Source organism: Anaeroglomus insulsum, from assembly GCF_050689095.1.
In the GTDB taxonomy this organism is placed as follows: Bacteria; Planctomycetota; Phycisphaerae; order Sedimentisphaerales; family Anaerohalosphaeraceae; genus Anaeroglomus; species Anaeroglomus insulsum.
Map to the genome: position 1 here is coordinate 90,471 of NZ_JBOGCL010000011.1, position 20,510 is coordinate 110,980.

Annotated in this window: 18 protein-coding genes; 8 read left to right on the forward strand and 10 right to left on the reverse strand. The window is 52.6% G+C overall.

The window, feature by feature from the left end; genetic code table 11:
* Positions 1 to 10: 10 nt before the first annotated feature.
* The 5 genes from ACQ9LF_RS10725 to ACQ9LF_RS10745 form a co-directional block, all read right to left on the reverse strand.
* On the reverse strand, positions 11 to 865 hold the full coding sequence (locus tag ACQ9LF_RS10725; RefSeq protein WP_462489398.1) for a type II secretion system protein: 855 nt from the start codon (positions 863 to 865) through the stop codon (positions 11 to 13).
* 73 nt (positions 866 to 938) lie between these two features.
* Entirely contained in the window at positions 939 to 1,754 is an 816-nt protein-coding gene (locus ACQ9LF_RS10730) for a ThuA domain-containing protein (protein WP_462489399.1), read from the reverse strand.
* Positions 1,697 to 2,962 carry a DUF6807 domain-containing protein gene (locus tag ACQ9LF_RS10735; protein WP_462489400.1) on the reverse strand — a complete coding sequence of 422 codons (1,266 nt, stop codon included), beginning with the start codon at positions 2,960 to 2,962 and terminating at the stop codon, positions 1,697 to 1,699. The genes ACQ9LF_RS10730 and ACQ9LF_RS10735 overlap by 58 nt, the downstream gene beginning before the upstream one ends.
* On the reverse strand, positions 2,959 to 4,023 hold the full coding sequence (locus tag ACQ9LF_RS10740; RefSeq protein ID WP_462489401.1) for a uroporphyrinogen decarboxylase family protein: 1,065 nt from the start codon (positions 4,021 to 4,023) through the stop codon (positions 2,959 to 2,961). The genes ACQ9LF_RS10735 and ACQ9LF_RS10740 overlap by 4 nt, the downstream gene beginning before the upstream one ends.
* 122 nt (positions 4,024 to 4,145) lie before the next feature.
* A complete protein-coding gene (locus tag ACQ9LF_RS10745) occupies positions 4,146 to 4,316 on the reverse strand; it encodes a hypothetical protein (RefSeq protein WP_462489402.1) in 171 nt (56 codons plus the stop codon).
* A gap of 39 nt (positions 4,317 to 4,355) precedes the next feature.
* Between ACQ9LF_RS10745 and ACQ9LF_RS10750 the strand changes: the two genes are divergently transcribed.
* The 4 genes from ACQ9LF_RS10750 (at position 4,356) to ACQ9LF_RS10765 (ending at position 8,757) form a co-directional block, all read left to right on the forward strand.
* Positions 4,356 to 5,063 (forward strand): helix-turn-helix domain-containing protein, encoded by a 708-nt coding sequence (locus ACQ9LF_RS10750; protein WP_462489403.1) that lies wholly within the window; start codon positions 4,356 to 4,358, stop codon positions 5,061 to 5,063.
* 119 nt (positions 5,064 to 5,182) lie between these two features.
* Positions 5,183 to 5,758: a response regulator gene (locus ACQ9LF_RS10755; RefSeq protein WP_462489404.1), complete on the forward strand. Its 576-nt coding sequence runs from the start codon at positions 5,183 to 5,185 to the stop codon at positions 5,756 to 5,758.
* Positions 5,759 to 5,761: 3 nt separating this feature from the next.
* A complete protein-coding gene (locus ACQ9LF_RS10760) occupies positions 5,762 to 7,984 on the forward strand; it encodes an HDOD domain-containing protein (RefSeq protein ID WP_462489405.1) in 2,223 nt (740 codons plus the stop codon).
* Positions 7,985 to 8,037: 53 nt separating this feature from the next.
* A complete protein-coding gene (locus ACQ9LF_RS10765) occupies positions 8,038 to 8,757 on the forward strand; it encodes an SDR family NAD(P)-dependent oxidoreductase (RefSeq protein ID WP_462489406.1) in 720 nt (239 codons plus the stop codon).
* A gap of 13 nt (positions 8,758 to 8,770) precedes the next feature.
* On the opposite strand, the gene ACQ9LF_RS10770 is transcribed toward ACQ9LF_RS10765, so the two are convergent.
* The 5 genes from ACQ9LF_RS10770 to ACQ9LF_RS10790 all read right to left on the reverse strand — a co-directional run bounded on the left by ACQ9LF_RS10770 (position 8,771) and on the right by ACQ9LF_RS10790 (position 16,150).
* Positions 8,771 to 8,983, reverse strand: a complete 213-nt coding sequence (locus tag ACQ9LF_RS10770) for a hypothetical protein (RefSeq protein ID WP_462489407.1) — start codon at positions 8,981 to 8,983, stop codon at positions 8,771 to 8,773.
* Positions 8,984 to 9,108: 125 nt separating this feature from the next.
* The gene (locus ACQ9LF_RS10775) at positions 9,109 to 12,330 is read right to left on the reverse strand and encodes a discoidin domain-containing protein (protein WP_462489408.1); all 3,222 of its coding nucleotides are present in this window, start codon (positions 12,328 to 12,330) and stop codon (positions 9,109 to 9,111) included.
* A gap of 23 nt (positions 12,331 to 12,353) precedes the next feature.
* Positions 12,354 to 13,886, reverse strand: coding sequence for a sodium:solute symporter family transporter (locus tag ACQ9LF_RS10780; RefSeq protein WP_462489409.1), 1,533 nt, complete (start codon positions 13,884 to 13,886; stop codon positions 12,354 to 12,356).
* A gap of 31 nt (positions 13,887 to 13,917) precedes the next feature.
* Positions 13,918 to 15,180 (reverse strand): uroporphyrinogen decarboxylase family protein, encoded by a 1,263-nt coding sequence (locus tag ACQ9LF_RS10785; protein ID WP_462489410.1) that lies wholly within the window; start codon positions 15,178 to 15,180, stop codon positions 13,918 to 13,920.
* Between the two features lie 163 nt (positions 15,181 to 15,343).
* Entirely contained in the window at positions 15,344 to 16,150 is an 807-nt protein-coding gene (locus tag ACQ9LF_RS10790) for a type II secretion system protein (RefSeq protein WP_462489411.1), read from the reverse strand.
* 256 nt (positions 16,151 to 16,406) lie between these two features.
* Here ACQ9LF_RS10790 and msrA point away from each other — a divergent pair, with 256 nt between their 5' ends.
* From msrA to mreC, 4 genes are all read left to right on the forward strand, one after another.
* The gene (msrA, locus tag ACQ9LF_RS10795; RefSeq protein ID WP_462489412.1) at positions 16,407 to 17,009 is read left to right on the forward strand and encodes a peptide-methionine (S)-S-oxide reductase MsrA; all 603 of its coding nucleotides are present in this window, start codon (positions 16,407 to 16,409) and stop codon (positions 17,007 to 17,009) included.
* A gap of 284 nt (positions 17,010 to 17,293) precedes the next feature.
* Positions 17,294 to 18,151, forward strand: a complete 858-nt coding sequence (locus tag ACQ9LF_RS10800) for a hypothetical protein (protein ID WP_462489413.1) — start codon at positions 17,294 to 17,296, stop codon at positions 18,149 to 18,151.
* 375 nt (positions 18,152 to 18,526) lie between these two features.
* Positions 18,527 to 19,582 carry a rod shape-determining protein MreB gene (gene mreB, locus ACQ9LF_RS10805; protein ID WP_462489414.1) on the forward strand — a complete coding sequence of 352 codons (1,056 nt, stop codon included), beginning with the start codon at positions 18,527 to 18,529 and terminating at the stop codon, positions 19,580 to 19,582.
* Between the two features lie 80 nt (positions 19,583 to 19,662).
* A complete protein-coding gene (gene mreC, locus ACQ9LF_RS10810) occupies positions 19,663 to 20,499 on the forward strand; it encodes a rod shape-determining protein MreC (RefSeq protein WP_462489415.1) in 837 nt (278 codons plus the stop codon).
* The last annotated feature ends 11 nt before the right edge of the window (positions 20,500 to 20,510 follow it).

The window sequence follows — 20,510 nt, forward strand, 5'->3', positions numbered from 1 at the left end:
TACCAGGATTCTATGGTTTGTAACGATAGGCCCAGCCTTTAATCATATAACCGATATCTTCAGTCTGACCTGCCGGGGGATATTCAATATTATAGAGGTCCACATTTTGGGTAATCAGCTTATTGACGCGTTCCTTGGTAAATGAATCCTGCCATTTACGCGATTCTGAATGCCCGTCACAAAAGCCCAAAACACTGGCATCACCATGATTAACCGCCATCGGATCCCACCATCCCCACTGCTGGCTGTTGCCGGTCCATTCCGGCGCACCGAACGAAAACCATCCGCTCGCGTTCCAGTTGCGGGTCTGGGCCACTTCAACAAAATTGTACCGCTGCGAAGGCGAGGTTATTTCATTATACTTGACAATCTGCTGCCTATAGCGAGCTGAGGTGGAGTCCGTCGCGGCATACAAACACGTCGGCACAGAATATGATACAAACACCGGCGTGCCGTCATACTTGCTGCGGCGAATATTGTCGCCGGGACAATGGTAAGCCTTGGGATCCTTGACGTATTCATACAGGCGTCCACTCTCAATTCCCCGGATTTCATCGGCATCAGTCACTGCCGGACTGGCCTGTGTAATGCTCAGGAATGTTCCATTGACATCGCGAGGCGTCCCGGTCCAGCCCACGTAATGACCGCTGCGTTCCTTGCCTTCCATCTGCGCACTCATAATACGGCCATCACAATCCTCCTTATACATATACCAGGACAGCGACAGATTCTTCGTGTTCATCATACAGACAACCAGCGACCCTTTGCGCTTGGCCATGTTCAAACTCGGCACCACAACTGCCAGCAGCAAGGCAATAATTGCAATCACCACCAACAGTTCAATCAATGTAAACGCCTTTTTCATTTCCATACCCTTTCTATCATATTTCATCTGTCTGAGAAACCCTGTGAAACTCAGACCTTTGTGACCCATTTGGCTATTGAGCCGTCGCTGCGGCAGGTGTTTTTTTCTGCATCGCCCAGCGAATCCCGCCGGTCAGGTGCCTGATAAAGTTCTCATCCTGATAGTGTTTGGGATCATGCCCCATGGCTGTGTACCACTGACGCCCGCCGTCAAATTCCTGATACCAGCACAGCGGAAAGTAATTGCCGAAAACCTCGCCGGGGTACTCGTCCTTTTTGTCATCGTTGACCGTCCTCAGATCCGCCGCCAGCAGAATATGAATCCCCGGATTCAGGTGGTTCATATAATAGCATTCATCTTCCCACGCCCACACATCAGGCAGGAACGCCGTCGAAGGATGCTGATGATCAATCACCTTAATCTCAAATTTCTGGAACGCTGGATGACGCACAAACTTCCCCCCCAGATTGGCCCAGAACCACGGCCATTGCCGCTCCGACCCGCAGACCGAATGAATCCCCACAAAGGCCCCGCCGCCCTGAATATAGCTCTTGAAGACCTGCCTCTGCTCCTCGGTATCAAACGTCTCATTGTTGGTGTTGGAAAACACCAGGACATCAAAGGTTTTGATTTTATCCGCCGTAAACACGTCCGCCTTATCGGTAACTTCATACGTCCACTGGTTCTGCTCGCAGATTTTCTTGAGACATTCCACACTGGCCGGGATATTGTCATGAACATACCCCTTGCCGTTCTTGGTGTAAATCAGAACGTGCCCTTCGGCCATGGCCGCTCCACCGGCCAGCAGAACAAACAGCATCCCCAAAACCGTTATTGCACGGCCGCAGCGGTTAAAACAGCACGGGGCGGCTGGGTGAAGTTTTTCCATAATACCTCCGACATCTCAGGACTCATTTTGCCATCATAAACAATCATACGATAACGCAGCACATATTCCCTGCCGGGATAAAGCTCCCAGCCGGTAAGTCGAATCGGACAGAATTCAAAGAACAGATTGCCGTTACCCTGTGAATCGAGCGGCCAGACCCGCATCGGTTCAGGGTGCTCACGGTTGCTGATATGGCTTAAAAAGACAATCCCCGAACGTCCCTGGTCAGCCTGGCCGTTGACATCACACCAGCGGGCACGAGTCCCGTCGGCATCCTGACGGGTCTTGCCCTCAGAGGTCAGAACCGAACAATTGTCGCGAATCCATTTTTCTGTCGCGCGAAAACCAATCCCCCCGCCATACCGATAATCAGGCAGCTCAATAGTGGTCGTCAGGGCGTTATTGAGAATACTGGTGAAATCCACAACCCAGACAGGACGGTCTTCAATCCGGCAGGCAAACGCCCGCACATCCCAGACTTCATTCATCGCCACTTTTTCAGTTGGTTTGGCCGTAAAATCGACATGCTCCTGACGCACCTTGAATCCGCAAAACACCGGGCCGCTGGTCGTCGAAAGAATCCCCGCAAAACGAACCGTACCTTTTCCATCCCCAATATTCCAGAAATCCACTTCCCGTCCCTCAACATGGGTCTTGGTCCACGGATTCCAGATGCCGTAATGATGATAATGGTCGTTCGGCTGAATCTGCGTCAGACGGTTGCCCGCCGGCGACCAGAGCGGATGGATAAACCCGCTTTTGGCAAACCGAGATGACACCCCTTCCGGAGCAGGATACAATGCATGATAATACTGCAAAATCTTCTGCTGGCCAGCCTGCAAAGTGATGGTCTTATCATCCACCACAGCCGCCAGCGCAACATCGTGTTGGCTGGAATCAGAGAAAGAGACCTCAAATATCGCTTTTTGTCCCGCTTTAATTACACCATCCGGAACAAACCACAACCGGCTCACTCGCCCAGTCTCCAGCTGGCAAGGCACGGGGATTCTCTTTTGGCCCTCGATCCGGACCATCTCCGGCTGGCTGGCCGTTTCCGGATAGGCAACACCCTCCAGGTCAACCGAAAGCGGCATACCCACAACGTCCGTATCAACCGGCCCAATCACCACCTGATACGACCTCATAGCCCAACCCAGAGACATCGCCATCATGGCCCATAGTATCAGACAAATCCTTTTCATGTTCATTTAACGTCTGCTCCTGACACAACATTAACTTGTTTGCTCGCAACGGCGTGTAAAAAAGCAGTGATATTCTCAGAACAGACCCCATCGGGCATCCCCCCACCAGCAGATAATAAAATCCGGGTTTTGTCGGAAACCGAGCGGATCGTTTCCTGCACCTGCCGGTACACATCCTCCGCTGAACTCAGGGCCAGCGTATCGCGCGGCGGCAGGTTCCCAACTAAAACAACTTGATTGTGGGTCCATTCCTTCATTTCGGTTAGCGTATGCAGAAAGCTGAAATTGAACATATTGACACCCAAATCAGGCAGATGCGGAGCGCAAACCCGTCCATCCGCATCATTATGAAAGAACTTGACCGCCGCAGGAAAAGCGTTAAACACTTGCTGGAGATAGGGTTTTGCAAACTCAATGAAATCCGGCTCGCCGCAGAAACCCACAATATCATCCAGAACCAAAATCCCGTCAATCGAATCAAACGCTGCTTTCTGGACCTGCAGCCAGCGGCATAAATACTCCGTAATCAAACCCAGCAGCTTGTGAATTTTCTCCGGATCTGTGCGAAGACCCATCAAAAATTCCGTCGTACCCATCAGAAACGATGCCACATTCAACGGCCCGCGAGCCACAGCAAAACGAATCGCATGCCCCTGGGCTTCAATTTGTGTTCGATAACGAGAAAGCCGTTTGAGCACAAACGGAGCCAAACCATCTTTTTGCGGATTCGGACAACTCAGACGGTCAATTTCATCCATGCTGTAAATGATTTTATCAGCGAAAGGCAATTCCTTTTCGTGCCAGGTACATTTGGCACCAAAGGCCGAAGGCTCGGTACACATCCCGTATTCCGACCAGAAACCCGGCAAAAACAGGACTTCCGGAAATTCACGGACCGCTTTTAAATTCGCCTCAAACCAGAGCGTATCGGATGTGAAATAATCCAGTGTACTGATCCCCACCCATCCTGGAATCCAGGGGCTGTCAATAATGAATCCAACCGGAATGCTTGCAAGCTGTTTGCCCTCAATTAAATCCAGCAAAAGCTGCCATTGCTTATTTGTCATAAATCTCCATCCTAAATCAGCATTATTATATCGATTATATTTTAATCTACATTTTGCTTGAAATAAATGCACAATCATCTTATATTATTGCACAATAGTAACCTATGCTTCGTTACGTAAAATCACAAAGCCGACGCACAGAGTGCCAGCTCCTGGCTGTTCAGGTCCAGGGACAGACCTTCTACCCCAGCCTGCACCACACCGCCATTCATCAAGATGCCCCGGTTGGCGACCGCAAAACATTTTGCGAACACGTCCACGACCTCTATCACTTGGTCCTCTACACCCGTCACCAGGGAGGTTATTCCAGATGTGGTAAAATATTTTCCACAATGCCAGGAACTCTCGTTCTCGTCTGGCCCGGCCAGCCGCATGATTTCGTAACCTGCCGCAAAGCCGCCGTCTATTCCGAAATTACTTTTGCTTATGAATCACTGTCTGGTACCCCGCTGTGTATTCCCTTTGACCAGCTTCTGTCACTTTATTCAGGATTGCCCGTGTCGCTGGGCGATCATCTGCAGCTTCCCGAAGACAAAACCAACCAGCTCAACTCCCTGCTGATTCAACTTACCGATTTTGCCAACAGTCCTTCGGATTACTCCTATTATCTGCGACAAAAAACGCTCGGACGCATATTCGACTTTCTTATCGATTTCAGTCAGCAGCAAAAAACCGTCTCTGAGCCTCAGGACTACCGCATCCACCAGGCCAAATCGTATATCGAAAGCCACTACACGGAACCTTTGTCGATTGAAACCCTCGCCAAATCCGCAGGTATGTCCAAAGGCTATTTTTTTCGCTTGTTCAAACAAACGTTTCACATCTCCCCGGGACTGTATCAGCAACACCTTCGTATGGAGGCGGCCAAGACCTTGCTCCGCTGTTCCCATTTACAGGGTAAAGAGATTGCCGCCCGATGTGGATATGAAAATCCATTCTTTTTTTGTCGGGTATTCAAGAAACATACCGGCCTGACTCCCCAGACGTTCCGCAAAAAGACTATTCCCATCTCCTACCAGACAAATCCCCAGCTCCGATAAAAAATTTTATAGTTCTACTATTTTCATATTTTTTAATTCTTGACTTAGAGTCAATGCGACAGTTAAAATAGGCAAAACAAAGAAACTGGGTCACATTGGTCATTATGGAGAGCCAAAGGATGGAAAAAATTAAAGATTTATTCACGACCGGTGAAGCCGCTGATATTTGCAAGGTCAGCCAGCAAACCATTATCCGCTGTTTTGATGCCGGCAAATTGGAAGGATTCCGTGTCCCCGGTTCAAAGTTCCGTCGCATCCCGCGGGAAAGCCTGATTAAATTTATGAAAGAAAACAACATCCCGCTGGCCAACTTGTCTATCGCAGGCAAAAAGAAAGTGCTTATTGTCGATGATGATACGGAAATCGTTGAGCTGCTGGTGGATGTGCTGACACGAGACGGCCGATTTGAGGTACGTACTGCATCCAGCGGTTACGACGCGGGACTGATGACGCAGCAGTTCCGGCCGGATGTCATCCTGCTGGACTACATGCTGCCCGATGTCAACGGCAATATCGTCTGTCGGACCATCAAGAAGAATCCCGATTTTTCCAACACCCAGGTTATCATTGTCAGCGGTGTCGTCAATCAAAGTGAAATCGATGAGTTGCTGCATTCGGGCGCGGCAGACTTTATCAAGAAACCCTTTAATATCGCTGAACTGGTTGATAAGCTGGCCCGTTTATCGCAAGCATAGTCCATGTCGGAATCGGTCGATAAAACTTCTGTTGCTCGTCAGATTGAGCTAATCATACGCCAATTAAATACCCTGTCCACTCTGCCACAGGTCGCAGCGGGAATCCTGCCCTGTGTACTCAAAGAGCCTTTTCAGACAGGCGAACTGACCCAGATTATCGAAGCCGACAGTGCCATGACCGCCAGTGTACTGGCCCTGGCCGCACGCCTGGGGATTCTGGGAGCCGAGGGCTCCAAACCCCTGGCCGAGGTCATTGACGAATTGCCTTCTGCGGCATTGCGTGATGCTGTTTTGTCGGTTAAAGTTGTACAGGCCGTTGACTGTCCGACCGATGCCGACAGCACCCGCCCCCTGCCCCGGCGCCAGATGGCATTGCATGCCCTTGCGACAGCCTGTTGTGCCTCTCTGATTGCTCAATTGACCCTTGATGAAACCGACCGCAAACTAGCTTTTACCGCCGGTCTGCTCCATGATATCGGCAAGACCGCTCTGGACGAGGTCATGCCTAAAAGCTTTGATCAGCTTGTCCTGCAGGCCGCTCAGAAAAAACAAAGCCTCAGCACCATCGAGCAGGACCATCTGGGCCTGACTCACGCACTGCTGGGCAAACGTCTGGCTGAAAAATGGCGGCTGCCCGAGCCTATTATCCAGGCCATCTGGCTGCATCATGCCGACCCTCGCATCTTATTGGAAATGCCTCACGGCAGACTGGTCATGGTCACCCTGTTGGCCGACGAACTGGCCCGCAAGTCCGGCATCGGTCAGTCCGGCAGTTATGACACACCCGAACAGGACACCCTGCTGGCCAGACTGCTTGGCTTAAATGCTCAGCAAATCAGCCAGATTATGGCCCAGTTGCCCGAGCAAGTTGAACAGAAAAGCAAGCCCCTGGGATTGAGCAATCTTGACCGGGCACAAGACTATTACGAAATGATTCATCTGGCTGCGGCACAACTGGCTCGCGACAACAGCTCAATGGCCCAGCAAAGCCGCCGCAGTTTCGACGCGACCCTGTTTGCCGACCCTGTCCAGCAGTTTTTAAACACGCTCTCCACCGGAAGCAGTCCCGATCAGGTTGCCGCTCAATTTGCACAATGCCTTCAGCAAACCCTGCATACCGGCTCGGTACTTATTCTGCTGTGGCCTGAACAGCACACAGAACCAGCAGAAATGGCCATTGCCACTGCCGACGGTACGAGTGAGGCTGCATTGCTTGCGATTCCCGACACAGTCGATTTGAAAACCAATCCTTTTGGTGAGGGGTTCAAGATTATTCGCGCCGATGAAGCCTTCGGATGGTGTATTGAACAGATCCGTTGGCTGGCCCCGTCACGAACCCTCGCGGCGCCCCTGCTGCTGTCGGGAAAGCCTGTAGCGGTAGCCCTCTTTGAAAGCGATACCAACCTCCCGGCCGAAACCCTGCAGATGCTTTGTTCGATTGGTGCGTCCACGATTTCGGCCAGCAAAGCCTTCCGGGCCCAGCGGGAACAGACCGAACGGCTGGTAGATTTGATGGACAAGCTCCGCACGGCCGACCGGGATTTGACTGAGGCCCGTTCGCTGGCGGCGGTGGCGGAAATGGCCGCCGGTGCTGCCCATGAACTGAATAATCCGCTGGCCGTGATTTCCGGTCGTGCTCAACTGCTGATGCAATCGGAAAACGATACCGCAAAAAAACAGATTCTCGAGCAGATTTTCCAGCGGACCCAGGACATCTCCGACATCATCACCGACCTGATGAGCTTTGCACGCCCCCGCGCCCCCTATAAACATCTGGTCGCCCCGGCCGTGCTGGTCTCGGAAGCCATCGAAAAAACCGCTCGGCTCCACAATTTGCCCCAACTGACAGTGACTCTGAAAGATATCGAACCATTGCCCGATGTCTTCGTGGATAAAACCCAGGTCATCCAGGCCATCAGCCATATTTTGTCCAATGCCGTGGAATCCTACCTCGGCCAGGACAGCGGCCCCATCACCATCGAAGGCCATCTGCTCAATGAAAACACCCTCGTCGAGATCCGCATTATCGACTCCGGCTGCGGTATGAATGAAGCAACCCTGCGTCAGGCCACCAGACCGTTCTTTTCCGCAAAACCCGCCGGACGCAAACGCGGCATGGGACTGGCCCACGCTCAGCGGCTGCTGTCACTGAACAACGCCTCCCTCCGCCTGGACAGCATCCCCGGCAAAGGGACCACCGTTACCATCCGTTTGCCGCGGGTCTAACAAAATCCAGTATTTTTCTTTGCATCCCGGCTGTCATCCAGTACACTGCGGCTATGAACCCCAAAGCAATTATTATCGGCGCAACCTCCGGCATTGGCCGGGGACTGGCAGAAATACTGGCCAATCACGGATACTTTGTCGGTATTACAGGCCGACGGGTGGACCTGCTGGAAACACTTCGTGCCTCCCGCCCGGAATCCTATCTGCCCGAATTTATGGATATTTCCAAACCCGAACAGGCACGGACCATTTTCCATGCCATGGTGGAAAAAATGGGAGGGGTGGACCTGGTGATTGTCAATGCCGGCACCGGCAAACGCAATGAGGAATTGGATTGGACAATCGACCAGACTATCATTGCCGTCAACGTCAGCGGATGCGTCGCCATCGCCAACGCCGCCATGCATCTCTTTTTTCGGCAGGGACACGGCCATCTGGTCGGCATTTCTTCCATCGCCGCATTGCGGGGCAGCCGGTACGTCCCAACCTATCCGGCCTCCAAGGCGTTTCTGTCAACCTATCTCGAAGGCCTTCGTCACAAAGTATGCCACGAAAAACGAAACATCACGATTACGGATATCCAACCCGGCTTTGTCGATACAGCCATGGCCCAGGGGGATTATGTATTCTGGCGTGCCCCCGTGGACAAAGCCGCCCGGCAGATTTACCAGGCCATCTGTAAAAAGAAAAAACGGGCCTACATCACTCGCCGCTGGCGATTGATTGCCTGGCTCCAAAAAACCCTGCCGGATTGTCTATATCACAAGATATAGAGACAGCCTTCTGTTACGACCTCGGCTGGAATTCACCGCACCAGTTGGCCTCAAAAACCTTGGGCCAGTGAATGTCGGTCTTGATCGATCCAATTCCTTCTGCCCGCGGCACATAAAAACTGGAATTGGGGCGAGGTGCGTAACGATGACAATCTCCGGAACCCGGTGCGGTTTTTTCATAGAACAAACAATTCAGACACGACATACCCTCTTTCGGTGCGGCCATAGTGACCTCCTTTCGAAATGAGCCTATTTTTGAACAGTCTCCCTTTCATCATAGCTATTATCGCCTTACAGCAACAGGCTGTCAACCTCTATTGACAATCAAGCCCGGATTCTGTCTTTTTTGCTCTATTCTATAATCAAATCCAGCTCAGCAACCGAAGCAAAGGGATCGTTATTGTATCCCTTCAGGGCAACAAACCGGAAGAATCGGCCTTTGACTGGCTTACCAAACCGCACAGGCTCTTCTTTCAGAATGCCTTCGGCAGCCGGCGTCCCCCAGTTTTTCCCGTCCGGACTGACATAACAGGCGTATTCAGCCACGCGGCCATTGCGGTTGCCGTCCTGACGAAGCAGACAACTGAATCCGTAGATTTCGATGTCTTGGGCTAACTCAATCCGGATTTCGTGTGGATAGGGTGTTTTATCTGCCGTCCAGGCGGTATGCCACATGGTAGCAGGATCACCATCGATGGCCTTGCTGCCTTCATATCCCCGTTCCTGGCTGTCGGTAAAAACCACCTTGGCCTGAAGCGACTGCATGGCTGAGGGCTTTTGGAATAGCCCTTGTATGGCCTCAATAGAAACCGATACTGCCGGCTTAAACGCCTCCGACTCCATATACCGCAGCAGACTGTAACGCAGTTGCCGGGCAACAGGACGCCTGTCAAGGTCGTTATGAATATCCATACTGCACAGCAGCAGCCTGCCTTTGCCGACTTGCACTTCAAACAGCACCGCCAGCCTGCGGCACAGGTTCCAGTCGTCAATCAACCGTACGATGGGGGTAATCGAACTATCCAGCTCATCCAGAACCACAGGTTTGGAATGATCCAGCAGGTCCTGCCACTGCCAGTTGGAATAAAAATCGGTCGGGAACTCCGCCAGGGCCGGGTGGGCCGGGTCGCATAAAATCCCCAGCGTATGCTCCGGCTGCGAGGCAAACGTGATGCGATTCCAGAAGATCGGACGGAACGTACCCAGAGTTCGGGCCTTGAGTCGATTGGCCGGCGGAGTCAGAAGCACCTTGCCCCCCTGCTTGAGACATTCAACTGTCGGGTCATCCAGCTGTTCGGCTATCCGCACCTCAGATGTGTCAACAGCAGGTACACTGGCCGGATACACCCAGAAATCCCAGTCATTGGAGGGACTCGGAGTACCCAACGCAACTTCAAGGGTAAGCTTTTGTGCCGTCCTGAACATCGTCAACGGAATCTCAATCTCGCCCAAGGACGTCAATCCACCAGTGGGCACCCTTTTGGTTTCAAGCTTGCCCGTGCTCACCACCTGCCCATTGGCCCTGCGGACAAACCAGACCGGTTCGACCGTGATGTCCGATGCGCCATAATGAGCGACATCGACGGTCGTCTTGAAGGTCTGGTCATGGGTAAAGACCCGGCTTTTCATCCGGGCCAGCGGCACCGTCGGCCCGCAGAAACGATGATATTGTTCAGGCGTAACATACCCCTTGGATTCCCAGAAGCAATCCAGCACGCCAACCGGAGCCGTCCCCTGCCCCGGAAAGTCGTGCAGATCCAGCAGCTGAAAACCGCCAAAGCCCGGCGTCCGCAGGGCGGATTCAATCTCATGCTTATAAAGCAGCGTCTGGAATTTGCCCGAGGCCATCAAAAAATCCTGCCCCAGCGACCCCATGCCGGCCTTTTCAAGCCTATCGCGGGCAATCTCAATATTGCCGCCCTTTAAGACTCCGCTGTATTTCCATCTCTCGGCAAAATTGGGATAGGCGCACCATTGGCCGATTTCGTGGCTGATGACGGGTACTTGATGCCGGGCAATGAAGTCGCGGTAATCGGTAAAGGTCTGCGGCGTATCACTCAAACGCAGCGTCGGATACCGCTGCACCCGCACATCCTGAACCACATGATAATCATTGGCTTCAATCGTCGGCCAGCCCGACCCGGCGGTATATCGCCGACGACTGTCTTTCTTTTCCCAGGAATCAATCAGCTTCGCCAGAAACGCATCCCGTTGCCGGCCGTGCGGTTCGTTGCTGGGGGCCATCAGAATAAAGCTCGGGTGATTGCCGTACGCCTTAAGCATTCGGTCCCCTTCCTGATAAATCCAGCCATCCACCGCCGTCCCCTCACCAAATGTGGCCCAGCAGGACGCCTCCACCTGATAATAAAATCCCATCGCATCGGCAGCCGCAAACGCCGCTTCCGGAGGACACCACGAATGAAACCGGATATGATTCAGGCCGTAAGCCTTGCAGACCCGCAGGATTTTCTTCCATGATTCCACATCCGTCGGCGGATATCCCGTCAGGGGAAAAATGCAGCATTCCAGCGTCCCCCGCAAAAACAGGGTACGTCCGTTGATCGTAAACTGAGTCCCCTTGACTCCCAGTTCACGCATCCCAAAGGTTGTCTGATACAGACTTCGGGACGGCTCGCCCTGTCGCTGGCTTTGTTCAAAGGCCAGCCTGAGCCTATAGAGACTGGGCGAAAACTCATCCCAGAGCCGAACCTCTTTGCCCATGGCGTATGTGAATTCAACCCGGGTTTGTTTATCCTTCAAACGGACCGGGATGATTTGCTCCGGCAGGATTTGCTGTATATCAGTTCCGATAGCCTGCACGGATGCCGTCAATTTCCCTTCCCGCAGACCTTGTGCATTCTCCATATCCACACGCACGGTTATGGTGTTTGCCTGGATATCAGGATACACCTGCACATCGTCAAAAACCCATGGATCGTTATCCTCACAGGTCGTCACTTCGATTCTGCCGACAATCCCGTTCCAGTTCGATTGGGTCTGGTCAGACACACTGTGGGCATCATCCCCCACCGGCACACCGACCCGATTATCCACACAAATGGTCAGACGGTGCTGGCCGGGCTGAATGCCGCGAATATCATATTTATGAGGCGTCCCCAGACTATCGCATGAACCCAGTTTCATATCATCCACCCAGACCGTTGTTTTCCCATGCGGCCGTTCCAGAAAAATGGAATGAGCCTTGTTGGGAAGGGTTATCATCCGCTGATACCACGCCGCCCCGACATAATGCCGCAGCGGAGTCAGCCAGAACGGACTTTTAAAGTCTTCGGATTGAATGTACGACTGAAATCGCGGATCAGACAACAATTCCTTGCCGATTCTGGTCGTCCATGCCGTCTTTGCCGAGGGCTTATCGCCCAGTCCCTGCTCCTGCAGTGAGCCGGGCAGACGCACCGGCCTGGCATCCTTCAGCTTCGACGCAAACCATGTCTGCTCAACCCCCTGATTCTCCCGATCCAGCGCCACCTCCCAGTCGCCGGACAAATCCATCGTCGCCGCCGGACATAATCCCGCAAACACACTCAACAGCAAAAGCAGATTGACACGCATAGAGACCTCCTGCATCATAAAGCTTACCAGAATAAAATATAGAATACCCCAATCAGGATTAGAACAATACCTCCAATGACTTTAACCTCAGTCCTGGTCTGCACATCCACATCCTGACGAACCGGCAGCGGCTTGGGCGCCTCCAGCGGTTTCCAGAAGGTCATCAGGGCCATAATCAAAATCACCAGCTGGAAGGTTACGGCAACCTGGATCAGAAAATGCAGCCCGGGAGCATACGTTTGAAACATCCCATACAGAATCGGCCCGGAAATCAGGGCCGCAACGCCCGCCGAGCCGGGGGCTTTCGGCACCAGCATCCCGAATAAAAACGCCGCCACGACGCCGGGCCAGATATACCCCTGAAACCGCTGAATATACTCAAATACCCCGCCAAATTTCGGATCATCCAGCATCGGGGCCAGAACACATCCAATCACCATAAATAACAGCGTCATCCCTCGCCCCAGCATTACTAGCAGTGTCTGAGAGGCCTGTCGGTCAATCATCCGCTGATAGATATCCATCGTAAAAATAGTTGCCGCCGAATTGAGCATCGATGCCAGTGAACTGATCACCGCACCGGCGATCGCGGCGAAGATAAATCCGCGAAACCCCTGCGGAATCAGATTGCGTATCAGCAAAGGAAACGCCTCATCCGGCCTGGCCATCTGGCTGCCGTAAAGCTGCCAGGACATAATCCCAGGCATCACAATGGCAAACGGAACCAGCAGCCACAGCGCCCCCGCAAAGATGACCCCCAACTGCCCATCCCGAAGCGATTTGGCCGCCAGGTTGCGCTGCACGATAAACTGATTCAGCCCGCAGTAATACAAAATCACAATCCACATCCCCGACGCCACCCCCGTCCAGGGTAACTCGGCATGGCCGGCCGGAAGCACCATATGCAGCTTATCCGCGTTGGCCGAGGCAAATTCGCCCCAGCCCCCGCAGGCCTCCAGCCCAAGAAGAAAGATAGCGATGCCCCCCACCAGCAGGCTCAGTCCCTGAAACAAATCCGCCCAGGCAACTGCCTTCAGCCCGCCCCAGACCGTATAAGCCGCCGCAAGCAGGCCAATCAGCCAGACCCCTTTGGCCAGCGGAAGCCCCGACAGCGTCTGGAGCGTCAGCCCGCCCGAATACAGCACGGCCGTCAGCAGCACCGCGACATAAATAATGACCGTAAATAGCGCCATGATGGCCCGAGCCGCCGGATTGTACCGGTATTCCAGGTATTCGGGCATCGTATAAATCCCCGCTCTCAGAAATCGCGGCAGCAGGGTAAACGCAATCACCACAATCCCCGCTGCCCCCACCAGCTGCCAGTTGCTCACCGCCAGCCCCGTCCCGCCGGCCCCCTGCCCGGCCATGCCGACAAACTGCTCCGTGGAGATATTGGCCGCAACAATGGAAATCCCGATCAGCCACCAGCTCAGCCCCCGTCCGGCCAGAAAATAATCCTCGCTGCCGGTCTCCCTGAGGCTCTTGAAAAGACTGACCCCCACAACCATCGCAAAAAAACCACCAAATACAACCCAGTCAAAAGGAGTTAAGCTCATACCCGATCCCTCGCACGTGGTGTCATTCGCCCTACTGACGGGCATCCTCAATTGCCTTGAACATCGCCAGCAGATTCTCCGTCGGGACATTGCTTTGGACATTATGAATACTGTTAAACACATAACCGCCGTTAGCGGCAAAAATGTCAATCCGTTCCCGGACCTCGCGATAGACCTCCTCCGGCGTACCAAACGGAAGCGTCTGTTGCGTATCCACCCCACCCCCCCAGAAAACCAACTGCTCGCCGAATTCTTCCTTGAGCCGACGCGGATCCATACCCTCCGCCGAACACTGCACCGGGTTAAGTACGTCAAACCCCGCCTCAATCAAGTCTGGAATCAGCGGATAAATCCCGCCGCAGGAATGAATAAAAATCTTCCAGCCGGTCAGCTTATGAATGCAGTCATTAATCGCCTTCTGGAATGGCTTGTACAAATCCCGATAGGTCTGCGGCGAAATAAACGGCCCGCGCTGGGTGCCGAAATCCGTCCCGCTGACAAAGACCACCTGAACCTTATCCCCCACCGCCGCAGCCAGGGTTTCGATATTCTTGAGCCCGATTTCGCACTGCGTTTCAAACACTTTATAAATGTAGTCCCGCCGCATCGCCGTCGAGATGTACCATTCCTCCACATCGCGGATGCCCCTGGGGTGTTTTGCCCAAGTCGCCGGCACCAGTGCAATATCCCCGAACGCCACCCCCGGAAGGGTCAGATAAATCCCGGCATCGGTTGTCTCATAATAATGGTTGACCTGCCGCACGAAATGAGCAATATCCGCCTCGCTGAACAAACCGAACTCCTCACAGTTGTCCAGATAATTGAGCTTCTCCTCCTCAATTGGCCCCTGCCGGCAGATCGCATCCCAGAAATAACTGGCCCGCGGCATCCTCGCCGATGGCGGCACCGATCGATCCCCTTCCGGATACATCAGCAGATCACCGTTATCATCGAGGGTATAGTTGAAATCGTACGGCACAAGCACCTCGGTCCCGTCTGCCGGCATGGTAAAGGGTTTCCATTGCTCATGGACAAGCCCGAACATATCCGTCCGGGGATGCACCCCCACCACATCCAGCCCCAGCGCCTGCCGCAGTGCCTCGTCAATCTCCCCCAGCATCTGGTACGGCTCAGTCACCCTGACCCGCCAGTTCTTGTCCCCCAGCACCGCCTGTCGCAGCCGATGCACCGCACACACCCCCATACCCGTCTGCCCCCCCGCCCCGAAATCCACACATAACCGATCTGCCGGACGATGTTCCAATATCGCCTGCAACCGCTGCCGTGGTGTCATAACCTGCTCCTAATCGATAGACGATGACCAGCTTTCACGCTGGCCTGATGCATACGGATATATATAAGCCCCGGCCTTCAATCTGAAATGCCGGGGCTTGCCCTCCGCTTGAGAGGATTATATCAATTGAGATATAAAATGGCGATATGAAATGTGACCGATTTTACCTGACCCGCGGCAATGGCTTGGGTATAACCGGATCGAACTTGGGCTGGGATTCCCGATGCCATGCCAGAGTCCACAGCTTTTCAAAGGGTACGGTCTCAGAATGAGTATCCAGAAAAACAACATTGGTTTGCGGACCATGCCGGCTTGTCACAAATCGTCCGATGGATGAGGACGTCGTCCCGTTGGTGCGATCTCCCTCATCATAATTATATCCGCCAGGCAGAACATTGGTATTATCAGGCCAGGCATCGACCCAGTTGGCATCCAAAAAAAGCGGAGTCTGGCTGGGAATCCGCACATCCGAACGTCCCTTAAATGGACAATTTTTCTTATCCGTCGGCACCCACGCATTCGCATCGCCATATAACCAGCCATTGAAACCATAACTGCCCATCTCATACTTTTTAGCCGGATCGGCAGAGGCCGCCCAAAGCCAGGGTTTCACGCTCGTGCCCCACTTAGACCCAGCCGCCGTTGCATACTCCTGTTCAACTTGTTGTTTATTGACTTTGGTCTCTGGACAGAACCGAACCTCTTCTATATTGCCGATGGGATCACCGATTTTCGGCAACCACAGGGTATTAGTACCGGTGGACGGATAGGCAAAAAATTTATCCTTATTCTCGTTCAGGTAAATCTCCATTGCCGCCCCCAGAGCTTTTAAATTATTCCGATCCAGAAGCATCCGGGCGTGACCTTTGGCCTTTTTCAAGGAGGGAACAATAATTGCCATAAGTAGAGCAATGATAGCAATAACAACCAACAACTCAATAAGAGTGAATCCACGTCCTGAACGTTTCATAGCCTGTCTCCTGTCAACCTGACCGTATTTCCTATCTTCCCGCGGGCAAGCACATTGCTGCTATAGACTAATACTATTTGTTATAGGAATTACCCCCCACTTTTTAGATAAAAATTTTAATTTTTTATTATTTTTGTGTAACCGACCCGCTCTGTCTTTTTTTGAAACAAAGAACGTTCACTCCCAGCCCGCGTAGTATGTAATAATGTAACGTAATAGCAACGACAAACCAAAAATCGCTGGCAAGGAATCTGAAATGATGATAGGATTAATCTTGTTATTATTTACCGGAGATTTCAATCTGAGCCGCTGGGATGCCAGCCTCCCCAATCGGCAGATAAGGACTATTTCAATGACCAATCCACAAACAATAGAACAGGCAACCTTCGCCGCCGGCTGCTTCTGGGGTGTCGAGCACGCCTTCCAGAACGTCCCCGGCGTCATCAAAACCGAAGTCGGCTTTATGGGCGGCCGGATCGACAACCCTTCCTATAAACGTGTCTGCCTCGGCGACACCAACCATGCCGAGGTCGTACATCTGGAATTCGACCCCAGCGTCGTCTCTTACCGCAAGCTGACGGAGTATTTCTTCAAGATTCACGACCCCACGACTCTGAATCGCCAGGGACCCGATGTCGGCACACAATACCGCTCCGCCATCTTTACCCACTCTGACACCCAGGCCGCAATCGCCAGAGAAATCATCGCCGAGCTAACTGCCCGCAAGGCCTTCCGAAGGCCTATCGTTACCCAGGTTGTGCCCGCTGAGACCTTTTGGAAAGCCGAGGAGTACCATCAGAAATACTTTGATAAAAACCCCGACCGAGCCGTCTGTCATACCATACCCCCGTTTGAATAACCCTGTTATTAACCCAACGAACTCCATTATCTTAATTACGGTCATCTCGGATGGGTCCAGACCATGCCTTCTGAGGTCGTAAAACCGAATGCTGTCCGGCCAAACGAACCCAATTTTTTGTGCAAGCCCAAAAAATTCTTGACCTTATGAATGCCGTGTCGTACAATTCCGCATTGCCTGAAAATAGAGGTTTTGAGGTGGTAGTACAGGCTCGATCAGGCCTTATTTCCATAAAAAATTATTGCGGGTCATGACTGCCACATTAAACGAAAGGATGGGTAACCTTGAGCACGTTAACAAAAATCCTGGTGGTCTTGTTGTCGCTGTTTTCAATCTTTCTTTGCGGAATGATGGTTAGCTATGTCGGCAGCGCCAATAATTACAAAAAGCTGTACACTGAAGAACAGGCTGCCCGCAATGCTGCCCAGCAAGATGCCATCATCATGGGCGACCAATACAAAGAACAAGTTGCCAAGACCAAGGAACTCGAATACAAACTTCGTCAGGAAATCAACACCCTGCAGGAACGCAACAACCAGATGGCTGCCAACCTGCAGAAAACCGAACGGCTTAGCCAGGAATATCAGGCCCGCGCCGACAGCTGGAAAGGCGTGATGACCGGTTTTGAGCAAAGCGTAGCAACCATGCTCGATTCGCTCAAACAGACTCAGGACCAGCTGGAAAAGGCTCGTGCCCAGAACATCCAGGACCAGAAAGAACTCAACCAGCTGACCGCCGATCTGTATGATAAGATTGTCCAACTGCAGCGGCTCGAATCCGAGCGGCGGCGTCTGCTGGAACAGAAGACCGAACTTGAAAAGCAGGTTACCCAGTTTGCCACCGGCACCACAGTAATTGCGGCCTCGCCGGTGACCCAGATTTCCGACAATGCCCGCCCAGTTAACACCCCTATCAGCTCGGATATCCAGGGCTTGATTATGGAAATCGATCAGTCGCTGGTTACCCTGTCGGTGGGTTCTGCAGACGGCGTCCAAAAAGGAATGACCTTCCATGTCGTCCGCGGCAGCGAATTTCTGTGTAATGTCGTCATAACCGATGTGGATATCAACAAAAGCGCCGGCATCCTTGAAATGGTCCAGCAGCAACCCAAAATCGGCGATACTGTAGCAACAAAACTATAAGTATACCTTATACCACGCAATTATGGCTAAACGAAAAATAGCAATTTCAAGTGATGTTTATACGGCAATATTAGCATTGGCGTTGCTGGCAGTCGTCGGCACAACCGTTTTTGTCGCGTTTAAATGCGGCGAATACTATGGATGGGATTCGTTATTTACGGTCGTTAAGGCCCGATAAAGTCTTTTCCCAATAATTTTTTTGAAGTTGCCGAATAGATTTGTCCGAAATATACTCTATCTGCAGGATAAATTCCTGTTTTTATGGCGTCAATGTGACGACCTAAAAATAGGATTGCGAATCCTCAGTTTCCTTTGAGTCAAAGGGAGTATAGCAGAGGACAAAACCGTGATTGTAAGATAACGAAGGGAATCAAAGTGATACTGGATACAGTACTGGGCTGGTTCAGCAAGGATATGGGAATAGACTTGGGTACCTGCAACACCCTGGTTTGTGTCCGCGGCGAGGGGATTGTTCTGAATGAGCCCTCAGTCGTCGCCGTCCGTAAAGGCACTAACGTCGTTCTCAACGACGGCGAGGCCGTCGGCCTGGTCGCCAAAGAAATGCTGGGCAAAACCCCCGGTTCCATCACCGCTATCCGCCCCATGAAGGATGGCGTCATCAGCGATTTTGAAATCACCGAACGCATGCTCGGCTATTTTATCCGCAAAGTCCATGGGCGAGGAGGTCTGTTCCGTCCCCGTGTGGTCATTGCAGTCCCCAGCGGCATCACCGCCGTCGAACGCCGGGCGGTCATCGACAGTGCCGAACGGGCCGGGGCCAGAAAGGTCTATCTGGTGGATGAACCCATGGCCGCGGGGTTGGGGGCCGGACTTCCGATTACCGAACCCACTGCATCCATGATTGTGGATATTGGCGGTGGGACCTCTGAAATTGCAATTATGAGCTTAGGCGACATCAGCACCTGCGAATCTGTTCGCATTGGCGGCGATGATTTCGACGAAGCCTTGATCAATCATTTAAAACGAACGTATAACCTGCTGATTGGTGAACCCCGTGCCGAACAGGTCAAAATCCAGATCGGCTCGGCGGCTCCGCTGGAGCAGGAAATGACCATGGAAATTGCAGGCCGGGACACCATTTCAGGCCTGCCCCGTAAAATCGTCATTACCAGTGAAGAAATCCGCGAGGCCTTCCGTGAACCGATCGCCGGTATTATCGAAGGTGTCATGCGGACACTGGAACGAGCAGAACCGGAGTTGGCTGCAGACTTGATTGAAAACGGGCTTTATATGGCCGGCGGCGGATCGCTGCTGCGGGGCATGGATACGGTTATTTCCAATGCAACCGGGCTTAAAGTCCAGCATGCCGATGACCCGCTGACCTGTGTCGCCCGCGGTTGCAGCGTGTACCTGGAAAATCTGGAGATTCTCAAAGACGCCCTGGACCAGTCCGGTTCAGGCTGGGATTAAGTCCAGCAGCAACCATAGCAATCTGGGTTTGCTGTTTCAGATTGTCCATCGACCTATCGACTCTATAACGATTCTATGATATGGCATTTAAAAACATTCACGCTCCAAGAGGTTCGCTGTTCACCGGGCTGCTGATCCTGAGCATCCTTCTGTTTGATCCTTTCGGTATCATCCCCCAGAGTCTGGCCAAAAGCCTCCATTTTGCCTTTCGCAGTGTCTTTCGGCCCGTTCTGGAAGTCGGAAGAAAGTTTTCCATCGACCCCATCCGCATGGCTCAGAATCCCGAACTTGTTGTCGAAAAAAACCAATACAACCAGCTCTGGAAAAACTACAAGAACCTTGAAGCCAAAATGGCCGAGGTGGAACGTGAAAACCTGTTTCTAAGCCGCATTCGTAAACAGTACGGGCTTGCAGAATCCGGACTTTTAATGGCAAAAGTCAACACTCTGCTGCTGGCGGCCCGTCATGAGGCCATTATTAACGCCGGAACCCAAGCTTCCGTCAAGCCCGGGCAAATTGTGCTTTCAGCCGATAAAAACAGCGTTATTGGAACAGTCAAAGACGCTACAGAGAAAATGGCGAGGGTGACCCTGATTACCGATTCAACGCATGGCATCGAGGTTCGAATCCGCCGGGATGGCACCCCCTTAGATATTCCAGCCCAGATGTTCGGCGACGGCAAGAGCGGCTGTCGGATCGGCTTTATCCCCAAAGATACGGACATACGTGTCGGTGATACGGTCTATGCCTCATCTCAGGCAGGCAGATTGGATGTGCCGGTGGTTATCGGCGAAGTCCAGCAGGTCATTCCCAACGATCAGGACCCTTTAATTTGGGATATTCGTGTTCGTCCCATCGAAACGTTAACCTCACTGAATGAGGTGGTCATCGTCATTCCCGTACCGACAACCCCATAGGGAGAAGGCTA